The organism is Vibrio sp. Isolate30, from assembly GCF_022397975.1.
Taxonomy (GTDB): domain Bacteria; phylum Pseudomonadota; class Gammaproteobacteria; order Enterobacterales; family Vibrionaceae; genus Vibrio; species Vibrio fortis.
Map to the genome: position 1 here is coordinate 232843 of NZ_JAKEUS010000003.1, position 21484 is coordinate 254326.

Annotated in this window: 13 protein-coding genes; 10 read left to right on the forward strand and 3 right to left on the reverse strand. The window is 46.3% G+C overall.

Going from position 1 to position 21484, the window contains the following annotated elements; all coding sequences use genetic code 11:
* Positions 1-107: 107 nt before the first annotated feature.
* From L1D60_RS11280 to erpA, 3 genes are all read right to left on the reverse strand, one after another.
* Positions 108-3212 carry an efflux RND transporter permease subunit gene (locus tag L1D60_RS11280; protein WP_239841170.1) on the reverse strand — a complete coding sequence of 1035 codons (3105 nt, stop codon included), beginning with the start codon at positions 3210-3212 and terminating at the stop codon, positions 108-110.
* 11 nt (positions 3213-3223) lie between these two features.
* On the reverse strand, positions 3224-4333 hold the full coding sequence (locus L1D60_RS11285; protein WP_239841171.1) for an efflux RND transporter periplasmic adaptor subunit: 1110 nt from the start codon (positions 4331-4333) through the stop codon (positions 3224-3226).
* Positions 4334-4654: 321 nt separating this feature from the next.
* Positions 4655-4996: an iron-sulfur cluster insertion protein ErpA gene (erpA, locus tag L1D60_RS11290; protein WP_032551754.1), complete on the reverse strand. Its 342-nt coding sequence runs from the start codon at positions 4994-4996 to the stop codon at positions 4655-4657.
* A 297-nt stretch (positions 4997-5293) separates the two neighbouring features.
* Between erpA and hemL the strand changes: the two genes are divergently transcribed.
* The 10 genes from hemL to L1D60_RS11340 all read left to right on the forward strand — a co-directional run bounded on the left by hemL (position 5294) and on the right by L1D60_RS11340 (position 21484).
* Positions 5294-6583 carry a glutamate-1-semialdehyde 2,1-aminomutase gene (gene hemL / locus L1D60_RS11295; RefSeq protein WP_239841172.1) on the forward strand — a complete coding sequence of 430 codons (1290 nt, stop codon included), beginning with the start codon at positions 5294-5296 and terminating at the stop codon, positions 6581-6583.
* A gap of 310 nt (positions 6584-6893) precedes the next feature.
* A complete protein-coding gene (locus tag L1D60_RS11300) occupies positions 6894-7979 on the forward strand; it encodes an AI-2E family transporter (RefSeq protein ID WP_239841173.1) in 1086 nt (361 codons plus the stop codon).
* A 91-nt stretch (positions 7980-8070) separates the two neighbouring features.
* The gene (rsmC, locus tag L1D60_RS11305) at positions 8071-9093 is read left to right on the forward strand and encodes a 16S rRNA (guanine(1207)-N(2))-methyltransferase RsmC (protein WP_239841174.1); all 1023 of its coding nucleotides are present in this window, start codon (positions 8071-8073) and stop codon (positions 9091-9093) included.
* A gap of 217 nt (positions 9094-9310) precedes the next feature.
* Positions 9311-12700 (forward strand): response regulator, encoded by a 3390-nt coding sequence (locus tag L1D60_RS11310; RefSeq protein WP_239841175.1) that lies wholly within the window; start codon positions 9311-9313, stop codon positions 12698-12700.
* 849 nt (positions 12701-13549) lie between these two features.
* Positions 13550-15232, forward strand: coding sequence for an ABC transporter substrate-binding protein (locus tag L1D60_RS11315; protein ID WP_150869235.1), 1683 nt, complete (start codon positions 13550-13552; stop codon positions 15230-15232).
* 170 nt (positions 15233-15402) lie between these two features.
* Positions 15403-16389 carry an ABC transporter permease gene (locus tag L1D60_RS11320; protein ID WP_032551522.1) on the forward strand — a complete coding sequence of 329 codons (987 nt, stop codon included), beginning with the start codon at positions 15403-15405 and terminating at the stop codon, positions 16387-16389.
* Between the two features lie 2 nt (positions 16390-16391).
* On the forward strand, positions 16392-17417 hold the full coding sequence (locus L1D60_RS11325; RefSeq protein ID WP_239841176.1) for an ABC transporter permease: 1026 nt from the start codon (positions 16392-16394) through the stop codon (positions 17415-17417).
* Positions 17418-17419: 2 nt separating this feature from the next.
* Positions 17420-18403: an ABC transporter ATP-binding protein gene (locus L1D60_RS11330; RefSeq protein WP_239841177.1), complete on the forward strand. Its 984-nt coding sequence runs from the start codon at positions 17420-17422 to the stop codon at positions 18401-18403.
* 83 nt (positions 18404-18486) lie between these two features.
* Complete coding sequence (locus tag L1D60_RS11335) at positions 18487-19482, forward strand: ABC transporter ATP-binding protein (protein ID WP_239841178.1); 996 nt, start codon at positions 18487-18489, stop codon at positions 19480-19482.
* Between the two features lie 280 nt (positions 19483-19762).
* Positions 19763-21484, forward strand: a complete 1722-nt coding sequence (locus L1D60_RS11340) for a glycoside hydrolase family 9 protein (protein WP_239841179.1) — start codon at positions 19763-19765, stop codon at positions 21482-21484.

A 21484-nucleotide genomic window follows, 5' to 3' on the forward strand; every position in this document is an offset into this window, starting at 1 on the left:
TCGAGCGTTCACTTTAAGTCGCCCGATATGTAGAACAACACAAAAGACAAAGAGCACTCCACAGTGCTCTTTGTCTTATCTATCGTGCCAAACGGGTTTCGTTGGTATCACTCAGTTGCATCTGTTTCCTGTTTGTTCTTATTCCTACCCAACATCAGCAAGCAAGGCGTGAGCACCAAGGTTAAAACCGTCGCAAATGCCAAACCACCAGCAATCGCAGTTGCCAGTTGCGACCACCACTGGGTACTCGGTGCGCCAAATTCGATCTTTTGATTAATCAAATCGATATTCATCTCAAGCACCATTGGCATCAAGCCTAAAATCGTCGTCACTGTGGTTAACATTACAGGTCTCAGACGCTGGACGCCGGTTCTTAATATCGCATCGCGCTTGTCTAAACCTCGCTTAACCAACTGATTGTAGGTATCGATAAGCACGATATTGTTGTTCACTACAATACCGGCTAATGCGATGACCCCAATTCCCGACATCACCACTCCAAAAGGTCGCTGGAATATCAGTAGCCCCATAAATACACCGACGGTTGAGAACAGTACCGCACTCAAGATAAGGAAAGCTTGGTAAAAGCTATTGAACTGAGTAATGAGAATCAAGGCCATTGCCGCCAGCGCAACCATGAATGCGCTTTGAAGAAACGCTGATGAGTTTTCCTGCTCTTCATTCTGACCACGAATGCGGAATTCCACACCACTCGGTAAGCCGAGCTCACTCAGCGCCAGCTCAATCTTGGGTAGCTCGAGCGCGAGGTTATAGCCTTCTTTCATATCTGCCAAAACGTTGATCACGCGCTTACCATCAAGACGCTTAATCGTATCTTGTTTATGATCAGGCACGATCTGCGCGAAATTGGTAATAGGTACTAGACCCGCTGGTGTTTTTACTCGCAGTTGATCAAAGCGACCTATGTCTCTCTTGTCATTTGGGTAACGCACCAAGATATCGACCTCTTCTGATGAATCATCAGGCAAGTAATCACCAATTTTTAGTCCATTTGTAACGAATTGAACGGTATTCCCAACCAGAGTGGCATCTGCTGCAAAGCGAGCCGCATCGTCACGCCGAATATCCACTTTCCAATCAATACCATCTTTACTGCTTGTATCACTAATGTTGGTCAGCGCAGGGCTGGCATCCGCCCAAGAACGAACCACTTTAGCCGCTTGATTTAATTGCTCAGGTGTCTTTGCCGAAAGCTCAATGACCAAGTCATTTTCAACGGGAGGCCCGGCATCTGGAAACTTAAACTCGATTTCAACACCTGGGTATTGGTCAGTTTGAACCTTAAGTTCATCAATGATCGCTTTGACACTGCGACGATATTGCCAATCAACCGGCGTGATTGAGATAAGACCAATCTGGTCGTCTCCCCCAGTACGCGTATAAACACTGTCGAACTCTTCATGTCCCAACATCATCTGTTCAATATCTCTCATGATCACGTCTTTTTCTTGAATAGAGAGATCGCCATGTGAGCGCACTTTGACGTTGAAAAATGGCGGATCAACCTCGGGGAAGAATTCCGCGCCAAGCCCCGCTTTAGCGTAAGAAAATCCAACAGCGATAGAGAGCAATATTGCGCTCAATAAGATCTTGAGCGGATGCTGAATCGCGATAGACAGGGTGTGATAATAGAGCTTGGTAATCCCGGTCGCTTGCGAGAAGTCCCCGTTATGCAAAGCCACCATGCGAGATTGGTTGCCAGAAGATACGTACTGCGGCTTACCAATCAGCCCTCCGAGCACCGGGACAAACAACAGTGCCATCAACAAAGAGGCGAATAGAGTCGCAATCAAGGTTAATGGTAGGTACTTCATGAACTCACCGGTCACATCAGGCCAGAATAGCAGTGGAGCAAACGCCGCTAAGGTTGTTGCGGTCGATGCTGTAATCGGCCACGCCATACGTTTTGCTGCCGCTTGATAAGCGGTTTTCCTTGCTTCCCCCTCTTGCATCCTTCTGTCTGCAAACTCGGTGACAACAATCGCGCCATCCACTAGCAAGCCCACCGCCATGATCAACGAGAACAACACCACGATGTTGACCGTTAAACCAAACACCGAGAGCACCAACAACCCAGTTAAAAAAGATCCAGGAATAGAGATACCAACCAATAACGCAGTACGAACGCCAAGAATCGCGATGATCACGATCACCACCAAGATAATGGCGGAGAGGATGTTATTTTGCAGATCATTAAGCATGATCTTTACGTCTTTTGATTCATCCCAAGTGAACTTAACCAACAAGTTATTTGGCCATTCTGCTCGTTGCTGAGCACCACCAACGACCGCCTTCACCAGTTCAACGGTCTCAATAATATTCTCACCAGCGCGTTTTTTAATGTCCAATACCACAGCCGCTTTGCCATCCAAGCGGGCAAAGCTTTCAGGGTCACGAAAGGCACGCCTAACCGTGGCAACATCACCAAAGGTCACTACCTGCTTACCATCGACTTTGATAGGCAATTCAAGAACATCTTTCAGCGAGTTAAACACAGAAGGGACTTTGATTGAGAATCGACCATAACCGGTATCAACAAACCCAGCTGCCACAACGCGGTTATTCAGCGCGATCAGATTGTAGATATCCGCTTGATCTAGGCTGTAGCTCTCCATCAACAAGGGATCGACGATGATCTCTACGATATCTTCTCTATCACCAGCTATATCCACCTCAAGAATTTGACGGTAGCTCTCTAGCTTGTCACCCAATTCACGAGCAATTTGAACGATAGTACGCTCTGGCACTGTTCCATATAGAACCACAGAAAGTACTGGTTGTTCAGAGGCTAACGTAACTTCATTGACGGTCGGCTCATCACTGTCTTCTGGCAACTTAGGCTTGGCAAGATCGACCGCATCACGCACGTCTGCCATCGCTTTAGTCAAATCGACTCCGACATTGAACTCCAACACCACAGAAGCATGGCCTTCTGAAGCCGTTGCCGTCATCTCTTTTACACCCTCAATCGAGCGTAGCTCTTGCTCGATTGGGCGAACTAACAAACGCTCGGCATCCGTAGGAGAGATACCTTGGTGACCAACAGAAACGTAGATGATCGGGATGGTAATGTCGGGGCTCGACTCCTTAGGAATCGATATGTAAGTGCCGACTCCCGCAACCAGAATAAATAGCAGTAGAGAGAGCATGGTTCGCGAACGAGACATCGCAGCATCAATCAATGAATACATGATGTTATCTCCTAGTTCGCCGCAGTTGTTTGCTCTGTAGCAATCACATTGTCACCATCACGCACAAAGCCTTGTCCAACGGTGATGATGTCCACTTGCTCACCAAGCCCAGCTAGCCAAACACCATCTTGTTCTGCTTTAACCAATTGAATTGGGACAAACTTTACCATCTGGTCATCACCAGACTGGATCAATGTTTTTACCCCAAGGTTGCCAGCTTCATCCAAAGCCAGCATCGCCGGCGTCACTTTTATCGCTTGCTGGCTTTCTAGATTAAGAGAAACCTCTGCACTGACGCCCGCGGGCAAGCGGCGCTGAGGGTTTGGAATTTCAATCTCAATGGGAAATGTATTGGTCGACGCTGTTGATATCCGAGAAATATAGCGAAGCTTACCTTCGACACTTTGGTGTCCTAACAGACGAACATTAGCTGCCTGCCCTAGTTGCAACTGCTGAATATGGCGCTCACTGACATCGGCTTCAATCACTAGCGGATCAAGGTCGATGACACCAGCAACAGGATCGCCGACCCCTACAAAATCCCCGACTTCAACTTGCAGCTCTTGCACGATGCCAGAGAAAGGAGAGCGAATCACCGTGTTACGCAGAGCTAGCTCTGCATTACTCTTCATCGCTTTGGCTTCTGTCAGTGCAGCTTCTGCGGTGGTATAGGCAATCTCACCTTGCAGTCCACGCTTTTTCAGAGACTGCGCAGCCTTAAACTCTTTCTGCTTTAAACGATATAAGGCTGAAGCTCGCTCTAATTGAATGCCTAAATCAGCTTTGTCTATCTGCGCGATTGCTTGACCAGCTTCAACTGCATCGCCTTTCGCGATATTGAGCGTAACGATCTTACCTGCGATCTCTGCCCCTAAACGAGCATGTCGGTCAGGTGCTGTTCTCCCATACAGATCAATAGCTTTATAAGTTGGTGAGGCGTGGAAATTTTGAAAGGAGACCTTTGCTAGGGGGACTTCCGTGCTCGTTGAAGACGCTGGCTCTTCTGCTTGTCCTACACCTAAACCCAGCCATACAGACAGCAATATCACCAAGAAGAGGGATACCAACCAAGGTTGTTTTGACCAAGAGGAAAACCCAAGGCGGGAGAATCGGCTAGGCATAACACGTCCTTTTACTATTCATAACCTGATGATTGAGAGAAAAACTAAACTCACGTAACTATGTGCAACTTCCTGATACACAACCCCAACCATAACAGACCCACAAAAGGTAAAATTCGATGAGCCCGACACTTTATTCAACATATCGTTTAATAAACAGCCGCATAGCGCCCTTTAAAGACAGATACTTAGCCTAAAATTCTAGGTTTCTCATTAACATCAGCGATGCTCGTAAACTCACTTTAACGAGCGTAAAAAAACAAAAAAAAACGCCGAACCTAAGTTCAGCGTTTCTATATAGCAATACGTTTTTGTCAGCTCTTACACACTGAACGATGCACCACAACCACAAGTTGTTGTTGCATTTGGGTTGTTTACAAAGAAGCGCGCGCCCTCAAGACCTTCTGTGTAATCCACAACACCGCCAATCAGGTACTGAAGGCTCATTGGGTCAACCACTAGCGTTACACCACTATTTTCAATAGTCATGTCACCATCATTTACTTTTTCATCAAATGTGAAGCCGTATTGGAAACCGCTACAACCACCACCTGTAATGTATACACGCAGTTTTAGATCTGGGTTTTCTTCTTCAGCAATCAGCGTTTGTACGCGGGTAGCTGCTGCATCAGAAAAAGACAATGGGATATTTGCTTCGCTCACGACAACCTCTCTTACCTGTGTCAAAAACAACATGATACAAATCGAGTTCGAGATCATAGTTGTTGAATATATTTTTCTATTGCGCTGATTATCCAATACCTGACTGAAACGTTCAAGTATTCACCATCTGATCGCCGTTTTTCCTGCTAAAAACTCATCAAATAAAAATAAATTAGCCGCTTAACCCCTCAAAACCATCAGATTCGGGTGATTATCTCAGCGAAACCATTCCTAGTTGGTTTATGGATAGGTACAATGCGAGCCAATTGGTCCCGACAGTCAAAAGAGGATATATCAATGACCAAATCAGCAGAGCTGTACGAAAAAGCACAGCAAACTATTCCGGGTGGCGTTAACTCTCCTGTACGTGCATTCAACGGTGTGGGTGGTTCTCCAATCTTCATCGAGCGCGCTGATGGCCCGCTAATTTTTGATGCTGATGGTAAAGCATATATCGACTACGTTGGCTCTTGGGGCCCAATGATCTTAGGTCACAACCACGCCGTTATCCGTGATGCTGTTATCGAAGCGGCTCAACGTGGTCTTAGCTTCGGTGCACCAACCGAAACTGAAATCAAGATGGCTGAACTGGTATCTGAGATGGTTCCTTCAATGGAACAGCTACGTATGGTGAGCTCAGGTACAGAAGCAACGATGAGTGCGATTCGTCTAGCTCGTGGCTTCACAGGTCGTGACAAGATCCTTAAGTTTGAAGGCTGTTACCACGGTCATGCAGATAGCCTACTAGTAAAAGCAGGTTCTGGTGCTCTGACTCTAGGCCAACCAAGCTCTCCTGGCGTTCCAGCAGACTTTGCTAAGCACACGCTAACAGCAACCTTCAATAACCTAGATTCAGTACGCGAGCTATTCGAAGCAAACAAAGGTGAGATTGCTTGTATCATCGTTGAACCTGTTGCGGGCAACATGAACTGTATCCCACCAGTTGAAGGCTTCCACGAAGGTCTGCGTGAAATCTGTGACCAAGAAGGTGCACTACTGATCTTTGATGAAGTAATGACAGGTTTCCGTGTTGCTGAAGGTTGTGCGCAGGCTTACTACAACATCAAACCAGATCTAACGTGTCTTGGTAAAGTAATCGGTGGCGGTATGCCAGTAGGTGCTTTTGGTGGTCGTAAAGATGTAATGCAATACATCGCGCCAACAGGCCCAGTTTACCAAGCGGGTACTCTATCAGGTAACCCGGTTGCAATGGCGGCTGGTTACGCATGTTTAAACCTTCTAAAAGAAGAAGGCAACGAGAAGCGTCTAGCGGCAAAGACTAAACAATTGGCTGATGGCTTCAAGCAGCTTGCCGACAAACATGGTGTTCCACTACTTGTTCATCAAGTTGGCGGTATGTTTGGTTTCTTCTTCACTGAGCAAGAAACAGTTACTTGCTACGAAGATGTAACTAAGTGTGATGTAGAACGCTTCAAGCGCTTCTTCCACCTAATGCTGGATCACGGTGTTTACTTAGCACCTTCAGCATTCGAAGCAAGCTTCACATCGCTAGCTCACGGCTCAAAAGAGATCGACGCTACACTAGAAGCTGCGGACCGCTGTTTCGCAATCATTGCTGCAGAATAAGGCTATTTAGCTTTAACACATTGTTTATAAAGGCTGCTTTGTGCAGCCTTTTCTTTTGTAGGTAAACCTAGAATCACAAAATGGTTATCACCGTATCGCGACTTCCAATTAGCGCTCCCAGAATAAAAACACCAGTAGCATCAAGGTGCCTAGCAACATTCGAAACCACGGGATCTCTTTTTTGGTTGGCTGCTCATTCTCTTGGCATTTTTTGTCGTTATTACAACACCCCATAATGAAAACTCCTCATTGCTAACTCTCTGTTTTGCAGCCATTATAAACTGAGTTAGCAAACATAGAGACCATTACCGTGTCAGAAAAGATCAAAATTAACTCAAGTCATTGGGTGATTATCGTTGCCCTACTTGCGGCGGCGTATGCCTGTTACTTATTGATTGAACCTTACGTCAACTCGATCATCATGGCGTTCATCATTTCCCTATTGATGTTCCCTATCCACGAATGGCTAGAGAAAAAACTGCCTAATAAAGCCAACTTGGTCTCTCTATTGTCGTGCATTATTCTCACGTTCATCATAGTGATCCCTTTGTTAGCCGTCTTTGCTGCGATTGTTCAGCAAGGCTCTCTATTTTCACAAAACACCTATCAATGGGTTACGCACGGCGGTATCCAAACCCTGTTTGAGCATCCATTAGTCGTAAAAGCGTTGGCTTTCATCAACGACTACCTGCCGTTCGATAATATTGAGCCACAGGCGATCGCACAGAAAGTGGGTGAATTTGCCACTAGCTTTGGCTCAAAACTGGTTGGTATCAGCGCTAAAATTTTAGGTGACGCGACCAATTTCTTAATGGACTTCTTCTTAATGTTGTTCGTGTTGTTCTTCTTACTGCGCGACCATGACAAGATCATCAGTGTAGTTCGCCACATATTACCGTTGTCTCGTAGCCAAGAAGACAAGCTACTGGCAGAGATTGAGCAAGTTTCTAAGTCGGCGGTGATGGGCTCATTCTTAACCGCGATTGCACAAGGTTTTGCCGGTGGTTTAGGTATGTGGATTGCCGGTTTCCCTGGCTTATTCTGGGGCACGATGATGGGCTTTGCGTCATTCATCCCGGTCGTTGGTACCGCGCTAATTTGGGTGCCAGCTGCGGCCTACCTATTCCTAACCGGTGATACTACATGGGCCATCTTCCTTACGGTTTACTGCGTCGCGGTAGTAGGTTCGATTGACAACCTGTTGCGTCCACTACTAATGCAAGGCAGCGCAGGCATGAATACCCTAATGATCTTCTTCTCACTATTAGGCGGTATTCAGCTGTTCGGTCTGATCGGCTTGATCTACGGCCCGCTGATCTTTGCAATTACTATCGTGCTGTTCAATATCTACGATGAAGAGTTCAAAGACTTCCTTAATCGACAAGACAACACATAATCGGCTTAACGACGATTAAAACTTCAAGCTTGGGGCGGATTATGCGAAAATCCGCCCCTATTTTTTGCTAACGATTCAACAGAGAGTCCCTATGTCTGCCTATATCGCCCCGAGCCAAATCGCTCAACGCCAACTCGCCTACTTTGAAGGCAAACATGTTCTAGTTGCCGGTGAAGCGGAAGACCTATTCCCTGTTGAATTAGCTAAACATTGTGAATCGGTATCGGTATTTACCTCTAATTACAGCTATTACCGCCAACTCGAGAACTGCAATACCATTCAACGTTTCTACGGTGCTGAATTTACCGAAGAGACGCAAGCAGACCTCGTACTACTTTACTGGCCAAAAGCTAAAGCTGAAGCTGAGTTCTTACTCGCGATGTTAATGGCAAAATTAGGCAAAGATACTGAGATTGTTGTTGTCGGCGAAAACCGCTCTGGCGTAAAGAGCATTGAGAAGATGTTCAAGCCGTACGGCAAAGTGGTAAAATACGACTCAGCGCGACGCTGTTCATTCTATTGGGGACAATGTCTAGAACAAGCTCCTGCGTTCAACCTACAAGACTGGTTTAAAACCTACTCGGTGAACATTGGTGAGCAGTCACTTACAGTTAAAAGTCTGCCTGGTGTATTCAGCCACGGCGAATTTGATATCGGCAGTAAATTACTGCTCGATACGCTACCAAGCCTAAACGGTAAGGTGCTCGATTTTGGTTGTGGCGCGGGCGTACTTGGTGCGGTGATGGCTTCACGCAACCCTGAGATCGAGTTAGAGATGTGTGACATCAGCGCCTTTGCTGTGGAATCCTCTAAAGCGACACTGGCAGCCAACGGCTTAACAGGCAAAGTATTTGCTTCAGATGTCTACTCTGATACGTCAAAGGACTACCGTTTCATCATCAGTAACCCACCTTTCCACTCAGGTTTAGACACTAGCTACAGCGCGACGGAGACTCTTCTTGCAGATGCACCAAGCTACTTAAACGCTCAAGGTGAGATGATTATTGTAGCGAACAGCTTCCTCAAATACCCGCCAATTATTGAGCAAGCCTTTGGTAAATGCGCGACTCTAAATAAGACCACAAAATTCGCTATCTATCACGCAGCGAAGTAACCTACCTCAGCAAAGTGCAGGACAATCCCTGCACTTTTTGTTCATATTGCTAGCAAAATTTAATAAATTTGCGCGACTGCACACGCTTTAAATAGCACTTACTTGTCAAAGTAAAAAAACTCGTTAATTTCGTTAAATTAGAAACCACTCAATCTATTCTTTGTACTCAAATTTCAAGCATTTCAGAAGTACATCCAAGGAAAGTAGTACCTAATTTATGTTTAGATTTTATCGAAAGCAGAAGTTTAAGCGCCTTCAAAGTACGCTCATGCTAGCGTTTCTCGTATTAAGTTTGACGCCTGTTACCCTCATTGCTGTTTTTTTCCTTCAATCTCATAGTCAAGACCTACAAGAGCAGAGCACCTCTCACTTAGTGTCCGTGCGTGATACTAAGCAGCAACAGATCATGGATTACCTTCAGGCACAAGAGTCTCAAGTGATTGGCTTTGTTCGTTCAGAGTTGGCTATCGCCAGTGGTGGGCGCTTTTACGGCCTTATTAACGCATTCCAGCGTCTCGGCCTAGACATCGAAGAGGCGCGCAGCAATGCACAACAACGCTACATCCAAGGCTCAGGTAATGAAGTAAAAACGTCAATACTGCCTGAATCAAGCAGCTACGTTGGTAGTGAGCGTTATCGCCTGCTCCACAAGCGCTACCACAACGCCTATCTTGAACTGATTAAACGTGCCGATTTTGACGATATTCTATTGGTCGACATTAACGGCAACGTCGCCTATTCCGTATTTAAGCAAGACAACTACGGGACTAACCTGTTAACAGGCAAATACAAAGACTCAAACCTTGGCCTGACTTTCCAAAAGCTCGCGAAGGACGTCACAGAGAAACGCAAGACCAACGAAGATTACACACCAGTCATCGTCTCTGATTTCTTGGACGAAAACGGCAAGCAGAGCGCTTGGTTAGGTGCTCCGATTGTTCAGCAAGGCTATCTGCATAGCTACGCGATGTTCCGACTACCAATTAACGGCATCACCAAGCTGATAGCTGATCTCAACAAGAGCTCAAACATGCAAACCCTACTTGTTGGTAGCGATCACCTACCGAGAAGTCTGGCGCATTCCCAACAAGCTATCGACCTCAGCTTAGGTGTTATAGATAAGGCCCTAGCGGGCGAGACGGCGGTTGGTACATTCGACAACAGCCTAGATCAAGCCATCATTGCGGCTTACGCACCGATCGAGCTGGATTATGCGCAATGGGCACTGGTTGTTGAGCTTCCAGAGAAAGAAGCTTTTGCTCGCATTCATCAGCTAGAGAAAATCTTTGTGATCGTAATGCTGACGGCCATTGTGTTGGTGTTTGTTGCATCACACTACCTATCAAACTTCATTACCTCACCACTTCTCAAACTCACTTGGGCCGCAGAGAAAGTATCGGCAGGAGATCTTGATGAAGCGATGATCAATACCGAACGAAAAGACGAGATTGGACGCTTAGCAGTGAGCTTTGAGCGCATGCAGCGTTCGATCCGTGAGAAGATGGGCTTGATAAAATCTCAAAATGAAGAGCTTGAGGACAACCTTAAGACCATCCAAAAACAGAATGAAGAGTTACAACTAGCCAATAAACTCAAAGATGAATTCCTAGCAACCACGTCGCACGAACTGCGTACACCTCTGCATGGAATGGTTGGTATTGCCGAAGCACTCATCTCTGGTGCCAACGGCCCGATTCCATCAAACCAAAAGTACCAATTGGATATCATCATCAACAGTGGTCAGCGCCTTGCGACTCTGGTTGATGACCTGCTCGATTATCACAAAATGCGTTATGGTAGTTTAGACATTAAAAAGTCAGCGGTTGATCTTTCCGCCGCCACTAGTTTGGTACTGGAGCTATCTCACCACCTGCTTGGCAGTAAACCGATTCGTATCATCAACCAAGTTCCGGCAGATTTAGGCCTTGTATCGTCCGATCCACAACGCCTTGAACAGGTGATGTACAACTTGGTTGGTAACGCTATCAAGTACACCTCTGAGGGTAAAATCGTTATCTCAGCAAGCGTGATTGACGATAATATCCGTGTTCAAGTGGTTGATACTGGCCAAGGTATCCCAGCTGAGCATTTAGAGCACATCTTTGAACCACTCATTCAAGCAGGGCAAGATGCGAGCTCATACCGACAAGGGGCAGGCCTTGGTCTATCGATCAGTCGTCAACTGATTGAACTTATGGGCGGCTCACTCTACGTCAGCAGCCAGCCAATGGTCGGGACAACATTCAGCTTTACTCTGCCTCTGGCAACACAAGAAGAGCTTGACCACTACAACGAGTCGGGCAATTACTCCCACTTCCAAGCTCCAGAAGTATTAGAGAGTAACCAGCAAGACAACAGTGAAATACACGAAGACCCAGATGGTCCGCTGCTTGTGATTGCTGATGATGAACCGGTTAACTTGCGTGTGCTTGATAGCTTCTTGAAGCTTGAAGGGTACCGTGTCCGCACGGCTTGTGATGGGCCTGAAACCATTGAACTGATTGAAAAAGAGAAGCCTGAGCTGCTACTTCTAGACATCATGATGCCAGGTATGAGCGGCTATCAAGTGTGTGAAACATTAAGAAAGCAGCATGACCACGCACAATTGCCAATCATTATGCTGACTGCATTAAACCAACCTGAAGACCGCGTACGAGGCTTTGAGGTTGGAGCGAATGATTACCTGTCGAAGCCATTCAACAAGCAAGAGCTAGCGGCGCGAATCACAGCGCACCTATCAGCAAGTAAAGCTGAGCAACGACGTATCGAGAACGACCAGCTACAGCAAGAGCTGAAACATCGCGCAATGGTAGAGGCCAACTTGCTTGAAACCCAAGGCCGTCTACTTGAGCAATTAGAATCAGCGCCTGAAGCGATTATCTGTATTCGCGATGATCAACGCATTCGCTTTGCTAACGAAGCTGCCGCCAAACTATTTAAACGTAGTCAGGAGCAGCTCAAGCGTTCTATGGCAGATGAAATCATTGCACCGAAGTACTTGCGTGTAGATCAAGCGCACTATTGCGGCGAGATTGATGTTTATATAAGTGATACCCGCCAACGAGTTTCAAGTGACATTCTGAAGCTTCCAGAAGGTTCTGGGTTAGACACCATGTACATCTTCAATGTCGGTGGTGCTGTAAACTCAAATCGCATCAATAACCTAGAAACCGCTGTAGAAGCGCTGTCGAGCTATGCCTTTGAAGGTGACAAAGACAAGCTGCAACAACTGAAAGAGCTAGGCGGCGAATTCACTCGCCTTGCTGATAAAGCCGCGGGAGAAGGTAAGAATAAACAAGAACTGATGCGCGAAGTGCTGGTAGAAGCCATGACCAATGCTCTTATCTATTGGGAGTCGGTCACTGGAGAGACCAAGTTTGCCTTCGCTGAAAAAAGTGGCCTGTGGCGCGTCTATCTCGATAGAAGCACCCTTCAGACTCGAACGCTAGATAAGTACTTACGCGTAGAAACGCTGCCTAAAACACCTCGTTGGCGCACAGTACTGAGCTCTCTTGAATTTATCCTAGAGCACTGTAAAGAACAAACACCAGAAAGAACGCACATTGAGATGCTCAGAGACAAGCTCCAAAAGCTTCTCACTAGCTAATCTATACCAACTCTTCTAGACCCTAGCCCGCTGACCAACCGCGGGCTTTTTAGTATCAATAAAATATCGCTCGCCCCTTCCGATCAATGATTGCTTCCACGCATCGATTCTGACCTCTCTCAAGTCTCGTTTAAACCGTAACCATATCATACCTGAGCAAATTAAACGGGCACTTAGTCGCCATTTTAAGAAGCCCTAAGACACGATGCTAATAACGCCAACACACTTCTTAAATCACTTCACAAAGTACTTATTTAAAGCTATAAAACAAGCTAAAAATCACCTTGTACAAGCGGTTTAATCGAGTCGATTATTGGGCTGATTTCATCGTAACTGATACTTTACTAGGCCAGGTGTTGACTATTTGTTGGACTTTGAGAAGCGAGTCACAACAGAACGGCAGATTTAATTTTTTGTGGAAATTTAACGTTATTTAGCGAAGTGATAGAGATCTACAAATATAAAACAAGACAGAGAGCTCTTGTTAAATAAAGCAAAAAGAGTAAGTGACTACTTACTTAAAATGACCACACGTTATTAACTGCGAGTCATATCACCCAAGAATAGATTGTACATTCATCCATCAAATTAGCATTTTTTGACGTTAATGACGTGTCGATTTGTGGTTTTAACGTTTTTAACGGGAAACGAGTTTGATTAATTCATGAATAAGGTGTTTTCTTACTCGTGCCAAAGGTCTACAGGCCACTCTTACCACTTCATAGAAGCAGCAATGATTCTTGGAACAATGACTAAAGAGGTAGACCTTGAACAGAGTGTGTATCTACGAATAGCAAAAGATGACATTCAATCCATTAGTGAAATGAAAGCAAATAGTAAGGAACAGCTATGCTTGCCAATATAAAAAAAACAGCACTAGCAACAGCAATTATTGCGACTGCTACGACAGGTTTTGCATCGGTAGCAACAGCTGCAGAACGCAGCGAACTGACTATCCACCCGAAAGAGTACACAACGTTTGTACGTAACTTTAACCCGTACCTAGGTGCGACTAACTTACATACAACGACTGACTTCTTGTACGAGCCACTTGTTGTTTTCAACGAAATGCACGGTAACACACCTGTATTCCGTCTAGCTGAAAACTTCAAAATGGCTGACGACCTAATGAGCGTAACGTTCGACATTCGTAAGGGTGTTAAATGGTCTGACGGTGAAACCTTCTCAGCAGATGATGTTGTTTTTTCTTTCAACCTTGTAAAAGAGAAGCCAGAGCTTGACCAATCTGGTATCAACTCTTGGGTAACTTCAGTAGAAAAACTTAACGATTACCAAGTTAAGTTCCGCCTAACAGAAGCAAACTCAAACGTACCTTATGAGATTGCTAAGGTACCTGTAGTACCTAAGCACATCTGGAAAGACATCAAAGATCCTGCGACTTTCACCAATGAAAACCCAGTAGGTTCTGGTCCGTTTACTGAGATCGATACGTTCACAGCACAACTTTACATTCAGTGTGAAAACCCGAATTACTGGGATGCTGATAACCTAGACGTTGACTGTCTGCGTGTTCCACAAATCGCAAACAACGACCAATTCCTAGGTAAAGTGGTTAACGGTGAAATGGACTGGACATCTTCTTTCGTACCAGACATCGACCGTACTTACGCAGCAGCAAGTCCTAAGCACCACTACTGGTACCCGCCAGCAGGTACTCAAGCATTTGTTGTGAACTTCAAGCACCCAGATGCTGCGAAGAACGAAGCGCTAAACAACGTTGAATTCCGTCGTGCATTCTCTATGGCTCTTGACCGTCAAACTATCATCGACATCGCGTTCTACGGTGGCGGTACAGTGAATGACTTCGCATCTGGCCTTGGCTATGCATTCGAAGCTTGGTCTGATGAAAAGACTCACAACAAGTACAAAGGCTTCAACACTTACAACGCTGAAGGCGCGAAGAAGCTTCTTGCTGATGCAGGCTTCAAAGATGTAAACAAAGACGGCTTCGTTGATACACCATCAGGCAAATCTTTCGAGCTATTGATTCAATCACCAAACGGTTGGACTGACTTCAACAACACAGTACAACTTGCTGTTGAGCAACTAAACGAAGTTGGTATCAAAGCAAAAGCTCGTACACCAGATTTCTCTGTGTACAACCAAGCAATGCTTGAAGGTACGTACGACGTAGCTTACACAAACTACTTCCACGGTGCGGATCCATACACGTACTGGAACAGCGCGTACAACTCTTCACTGCAATCTGGTGACGGTATGCCTCGTTTCGCGATGCACTTCTACAAGAACGACAAGCTAGACGGTCTTCTAAACAGCTTCTACAAAACAGCTGATAAGAACGAACAGCTAGACATCGCTCACGGTATCCAGAAGATCATCGCGGCTGACCAAGTAACGATTCCTGTAATGTCTGGTGCTTACATGTACCAATACAACACAACTCGCTTCACTGGTTGGTGGAACGAAGAGAATCCAAAAGGTCGTCCAAACATCTGGGCTGGTATTCCAGAGCGTCTACTTCACGTACTGGACCTAAAACCAGTTCAATAAGCAGTCGTTCAATCCTTGCGGCGTAATCCCTTACGCCGCTTATAAAAATCCCCACACTCTCAATTGAAAGTATGGCGCTCGTCGTCAGGGGATTTCTCGTTCCAAATTTTCGCTAGGAGCGACCTGAATCCAGAAACAGGGAAACAATCTGGGTGAGTAAGGTGTGAGTTATGGGTTATTTTTTAAGACGTTTGTCATTTTATTTTGTCGCGCTATTAGTTGCTGCGACGTTAAACTTTGCAATTCCGCGAGCAATGCCGGGCGACCCGGTGACCATGATGTTCGCTAACGCTTCTGTTCAGGTAACCCCTGAGCGTATCGCAGCAATGAAAGAGCTACTCGGCTTTGTCGATGGCGGTCTATTAGTACAATACATTGCTTACATGAAGAATATTCTTAGCTGGGAGCTAGGTACTTCAATCCAATTCTACCCACTGTCTGTAAACTCGCTACTGGGCGGCGCATTCGGTTGGTCTCTATTCCTAGCAGGTACTGCGGTTGTTCTCTCGTTCTCGCTAGGCTCTATCCTAGGCATCTTCGCGGCATGGAAGCGTGGTAGTAAATACGATGCGTTCGTGACGCCAGGTATGCTGATTCTACAAGCGGTACCTCAAGTGGTTATCGCGATGATTGCGCTGTTCACCTTTGCAATCGGTCTTAAGTGGTTCCCGACTGGCTACGCATATACTGCGGGTACCGTGCCAGATTGGACAAGCTGGGAATTCATTAAAGACGCGGCTTATCACGCAGTTCTTCCTCTATTTTGTGCTTCTGTTGTTCAGATTGGTGGCTTCCTTGTCAACATGCGTAACAACATGATCAACCTTCTTGCAGAAGACTACATCACGATGGCTAAAGGTAAGGGCTTAAGTGAAAACCGAGTGGTATTCAACTACGCGGCACGTAACGCACTACTACCAAGTGTAACCGCACTTTCTATGTCTCTAGGTATGGCTATCGGTGGTCAGCTCATCATCGAAATCATCTTCAACTACCCAGGCCTTGGTACGGTTCTATTCAATGCGATTAACGCGCGTGACTACCAAGTTCTTCAAGGTCAGCTACTTATCATGACCCTGTTCATGCTGTTCTTTAACCTTGTCGCTGACATGCTTTACGTTGTTCTTGACCCTCGTCTACGTAAGGGTGGTAAATAATCATGAAAGATTTTATTAAACTCATTTGGCGCAACCCAATGGCACTAACGGGTGTCATCATTCTCAGCGTCTTCATCTTTGCAGCGGTGTTCGCACCATTGATTGCAAAGCACGCACCGGACAAACGTACGGGTAACCCACACGAATACCCAGGGTTCGTTGTAAAAGCAGCACAAGCAAACCCGGATGGTTGGGTTGCAACGAACCTAGCTGATGACCGTCGTACGCTAATCATGTCTAAAAAAGCAGACCACGTACTCGGTACAACTCGTATGGGTCGTGACGTTTGGTCACAGGTGGTTCACGGCGCTCGCGTATCACTGGCCGTTGGTTTCGGTGCAGGTATCACAGTATGTCTGTTGGCGACGGTAATTGGTGTTTCAGCTGGTTACTTCGGTGGTCGTGTCGATGACGTGCTAACCGCTGCAATGAACATCATGCTGGTTATTCCGCAGTACCCATTACTGTTCGTGGTGGCTGCATTCCTCGGTGAAACAGGGCCACTGACAATTACCTTAGTAATCGGCTTTATGTCCTGGGCTTGGGGTGCGAGGGTTATCCGATCGCAAACTCTAGCTCTACGTGAAAAAGAGTTTGTTAAAGCTGCTGAAGTATTGGGTGAGTCTTCTTTCCGCATCATCTTTGTTGAGATTCTACCAAACCTAATCTCTATCGTTGGCGCAAGCTTCATCGGCTCAGTGATGTACGCAATCATGATGGAAGCAACACTGTCGTTCCTTGGTCTTGGTGACCCGAATACAGTGAGCTGGGGCATCATGCTTTACAACGTACAAGCCTCTTCTTCAATGCTGATTGGCGCTTGGTGGGAACTGCTTGCACCGTGTATCGCGCTAACGCTACTGGTAACTGGTCTAGCACTACTGAACTTTGCTGTGGATGAGATTGCTAACCCACAACTGCGTTCTCACAAAGGCATGAAACGTTGGAAAAAACTTGCTGCGCAAGACAAGCAAGAACGTGAGCCTGAACTACCACCACAAAATGCACTTTGGAGCGGAGATAAATAATCATGACAGCACCTCTCATTTCTATCCGCAACCTTTGCGTAGATTACATCACAGACGCGGGCGATGTCCGCGCCTGTAACAACGTGAGCTTTGATATTGCACCCGGAGAAGTCTTCGGCCTAGCAGGTGAATCTGGCTGTGGTAAATCAACGGTCGCATTCTCGCTAATGCGCCTCCATAAGCCGCCAGCATTTATCACCGGTGGTGAGGTTATCTTCAATGGAGAGAACATCTTAGATTACAGCGACGATCGCATGCAGGCATTCCGCTGGAGCGAAATGTCAATGGTATTCCAGAGTGCGATGAACGCCTTGAACCCTGTACTACCAATGGAAGAACAGTTCTGTGACGTAATTATGCGCCACACGAATATGACTCGTGAGCAAGCAAAGCAACGCGCTGAAGGCCTGTTAGAGATCGTTGATATCCACCCTAGCCGCCTTAGCGATTACCCACACCAATTCTCTGGTGGTATGCGTCAGCGCTTGGTGATTGCGATTGCATTGGCCCTGAATCCGAAGTTAATCATCATGGATGAACCAACAACGGCTCTTGATGTGGTGGTTCAGCGCGAAATCCTTCAGAAGATCCACGCGCTAAAAGAAGAGTTCGGTTTCTCTATCTTGTTCATTACTCACGACTTGTCACTGATGGTCGAGTTCTCTGACCGTATTGGCATCATGTACTCCGGTGAGCTGATCGAGGTCGCGAACTCACAAGATATTCTAGAAAACCCTTATCACCCGTACACCAAAGGATTGGGTAGTTCCTTCCCTCCTTTAACGGGTCCAAAAACGAAACTGGCAGGCATCCCAGGTAACCCTCTGAACTTATTGGAAATACCAGAAGGCTGTCGCTTCCAAGCTCGTTGTGACCGTGTACATGAGACCTGTACTAAAGTGCCAACCAAACTGCGCGCCATTGAGCCAGGGCACCTATCAAACTGCCACCTTTACGGTGAGCCAATAGTACATACCAAGCTCTAGCTTGCCTGCTCTTAGGGCATCAATACAACAAGGCGGACACACCGCCATGCAAGCAAAAGCGATATAGGATTCTGGAGACAATTATGAGCAAAGATTTCGGTCAATTATTGGTAGAAGGTAAGAATGTCGTCAAAGACTTCCCAATAAGCAGTACCACTATTCAAACCCCGATGATGCGTGCAATCAACGACGTGTCATTCAAGATGTACAAGAGCCGTGGCCTTGCCGTTGTAGGTGAGTCAGGCTCAGGTAAGTCAACCACGGCGAAAATGATCGCTAAGATGTATGCCCCAACTGACGGCGTTATCGAATACAAAGGCCGCGATATCCAAACTATCGCGTCTAAGCATGATTTGATGACCTATCGCGAAGGCGTACAGATGGTATGGCAAGACCCGTTCGGTTCACTGAACCCAACGCACAATATCTTCCACCATATTCTGCGCCCACTGCTGATTCACAAAAAAGTGGATCCACGTAATAAACGTGAGCAAGAAGAACGCGTTTACGATCTTCTTGAGCAAGTAGGTTTGATCCCACCAAAAGAGACGGCACAGAAGTATCCGCATCAGCTGTCTGGTGGTCAACGTCAGCGTGTGAACCTGGCGCGTAATATCGCAGTAGGTGCTGAAGTGGTTCTTGCTGATGAACCAACCTCAATGCTCGACGTATCGATTCGTGCAGGTGTTCTCAACCTGATGGAAGAGATGAAGTTCGAGAAAGAGATGTCACTACTCTACATCACTCACGATATCGCAACGGCGCGCTACATCGCTGAAGACCTATCGGTGATGTACGTCGGACACATGGTGGAATGGGGAGATACCGACGAGGTCATCGCAAATCCACAACACCCTTATACCCAGCTATTGGTTTCAGCCGTTCCTGATCCTAAGAAATCAATCCATGAAAAACTGGCGGGTAACAAAGGCGAAATTCCATTGTGGACCCCTGAGTCTGCCGGCTGTCCTTTTGCGGGTCGCTGCACACACGCAACCGACAAATGTAAAGAACAGCTGCCGGGCGTGACTCAGTTAGGTGAAAACCACTTTGTACGCTGCTACTTACACGAAAGCTAATACAGACAGGTTAGGGGCATCGGCTCCTAACCGCTTAACTCCGGTCATTAACGTCGACCATTTTAACCAAAGATTTATACCAATCACAGTAAGTAAGTGATCAAAAATAGCGCAGGAAAAAGGCTTGAGAACAAGGCGGAATTTTTCGGTAAGTAGTTATTCTACAATCAAAAATTCTAACGCAATTATCGAGCATTTTAACAAGCTAGGGTGAGCAATTATTTACTACGATTGGTATTAGTACCTAGCCAATAGAAATTAGGACTGTCGGAGACATTTGATGCTGTTACTCACCAATCACATCGGCTACGAAGCCAACGCGCCCAAGCAAGCGATATTACAAACTCGCAAGGCTCGTCTTTCCTCAACCTCAGTACTTCTGGTGTGTGCAGATAACCATGTCACCGTAGATAGCTTTGAGGTGACTAAGCATGGTCGCGTGGCAAACTGGCATCAAGGCAACTACTTTACTGTTGATTTTAGTGCCGTAACGCAACCAGGGCGTTACTACTTACGCTTTGAAAACTTACGCTCAGAAATTTTTGAGATTGGTGAAAACTTACTCATACAGAAAACCTTCTCTGACGTTCTGCACTATTTCAAATCACAACGCTGTGGTGGCATTTTCGATAAGAAAGACAAACAAGCTCAACTGCTCGGTACTGATCGCTATGTTGATGTGCACGGTGGTTGGTACGACGCCTCGGGCGATGTCAGCAAATACTTTAGCCACCTGTCTTATGGTAACTACCTCAACCCTCAGCAGATCCCAATGGTGGTATGGAACATGTTGAAAGGGCTGCGACTAGCTCAAGATCATGAAGCATTTCAGAAGTTCACCCAAACTCGCTTGATTGAAGAAGCCCTGTTTGGTGCTGATTTCTTAGTTCGTATGCAAGATGCAGCAGGCTATTTCTACACCACAGTGTTTGACAAGTGGAGTAAAGATATTAACCAGCGTGATATCTGTTCCTACGCAACCCAAGAGGGTATCAAGTCTGATGATTTTCAAGCCGGATTCCGCCAAGGCGCTGGCGTTGCTATCGCCGCACTTGCTAGCGCTTCTGCTCTCAATGTCTCGGGTGAATACTCAAATCAAACCTACCTAGAGACCGCAGAAAAAGGCTACTGGCATTTAAAAGAGTACAACCATCTTTACCTTAACGATGGTGAAGAGAACATCATTGATGAGTACTGCGCACTACTAGCCACCAGTGAACTTTATCGCGTAACTAAAGACTCAAAATACCTTGTAGAGGCCAGAATTTGGGCCAACCGCCTAGCTCAACGTCAACAGTCTGATCAAGCCTTTGAGCACTTCTGGTCAGCAAATGCTGATGGCTCACGCCCTTATTTTCATGCAGCAGAAGCTGGACTCCCCGTTATTGCCCTGTGTGAATACTTAGCCGTGGAGTCAGATACGCAGCTTCATCAACAAGCGCGCCTTATCGTCGAGCAAGCTTGTCGATTTGAAATCGCCGTAACCGATAAAGTCGTGAATCCATTCGGTTACCCAAGACAATACGTCAAGCCAGTCGATGGTGAAAAACGAGATGCCTTCTTCGTCGCTCACAACAACGAAACTGGCTACTGGTGGCAAGGTGAAAATGCTCGCCTAGGTTCTTTAGCAACCATGGCTTTCTTGGCTCAACCATATGTTTTAGATGAAGCTCTCAAAGCTCGCCTGATTACTCTGTCTCAAAACTGTATAGATTGGATTTTGGGGCTCAACCCTTACCACATGTGCATGCTCGACGGTCATGGCCACAACAACCCTGACTACCTGCCTCAGCTTGGTTTTTTCAATGCCAAAGGTGGTATTTGCAATGGTATTACTGCGGGTTTTGATGACGAACAAGATATTGCCTTTAATCCACCAGCACAGAAAGACGACATGCTACAAAACTGGCGCTGGGGAGAGCAATGGATCCCTCATGGTGCTTGGTACCTGTTAGCAACAGCAGCCCAATTCAACCACACCGCGAATCAAGGGGGCCAATAA

Bases quoted from the DNA above. Each gene is read 5' to 3' on its own strand.
- L1D60_RS11280 (WP_239841170.1), bottom strand. From the start codon at position 3,212: ATGTATTCATTGATTGATGCTGCGATGTCTCGTTCGCGAACCATGCTC.
- L1D60_RS11285 (WP_239841171.1), bottom strand. From the start codon at position 4,333: ATGCCTAGCCGATTCTCCCGCCTTGGGTTTTCCTCTTGGTCAAAACAA.
- hemL (WP_239841172.1), top strand. From the start codon at position 5,294: ATGACCAAATCAGCAGAGCTGTACGAAAAAGCACAGCAAACTATTCCG.
- rsmC (WP_239841174.1), top strand. From the start codon at position 8,071: ATGTCTGCCTATATCGCCCCGAGCCAAATCGCTCAACGCCAACTCGCC.
- L1D60_RS11310 (WP_239841175.1), top strand. From the start codon at position 9,311: ATGTTTAGATTTTATCGAAAGCAGAAGTTTAAGCGCCTTCAAAGTACG.
- L1D60_RS11315 (WP_150869235.1), top strand. From the start codon at position 13,550: ATGCTTGCCAATATAAAAAAAACAGCACTAGCAACAGCAATTATTGCG.
- L1D60_RS11320 (WP_032551522.1), top strand. From the start codon at position 15,403: ATGGGTTATTTTTTAAGACGTTTGTCATTTTATTTTGTCGCGCTATTA.
- L1D60_RS11325 (WP_239841176.1), top strand. From the start codon at position 16,392: ATGAAAGATTTTATTAAACTCATTTGGCGCAACCCAATGGCACTAACG.
- L1D60_RS11330 (WP_239841177.1), top strand. From the start codon at position 17,420: ATGACAGCACCTCTCATTTCTATCCGCAACCTTTGCGTAGATTACATC.
- L1D60_RS11335 (WP_239841178.1), top strand. From the start codon at position 18,487: ATGAGCAAAGATTTCGGTCAATTATTGGTAGAAGGTAAGAATGTCGTC.
- L1D60_RS11340 (WP_239841179.1), top strand. From the start codon at position 19,763: ATGCTGTTACTCACCAATCACATCGGCTACGAAGCCAACGCGCCCAAG.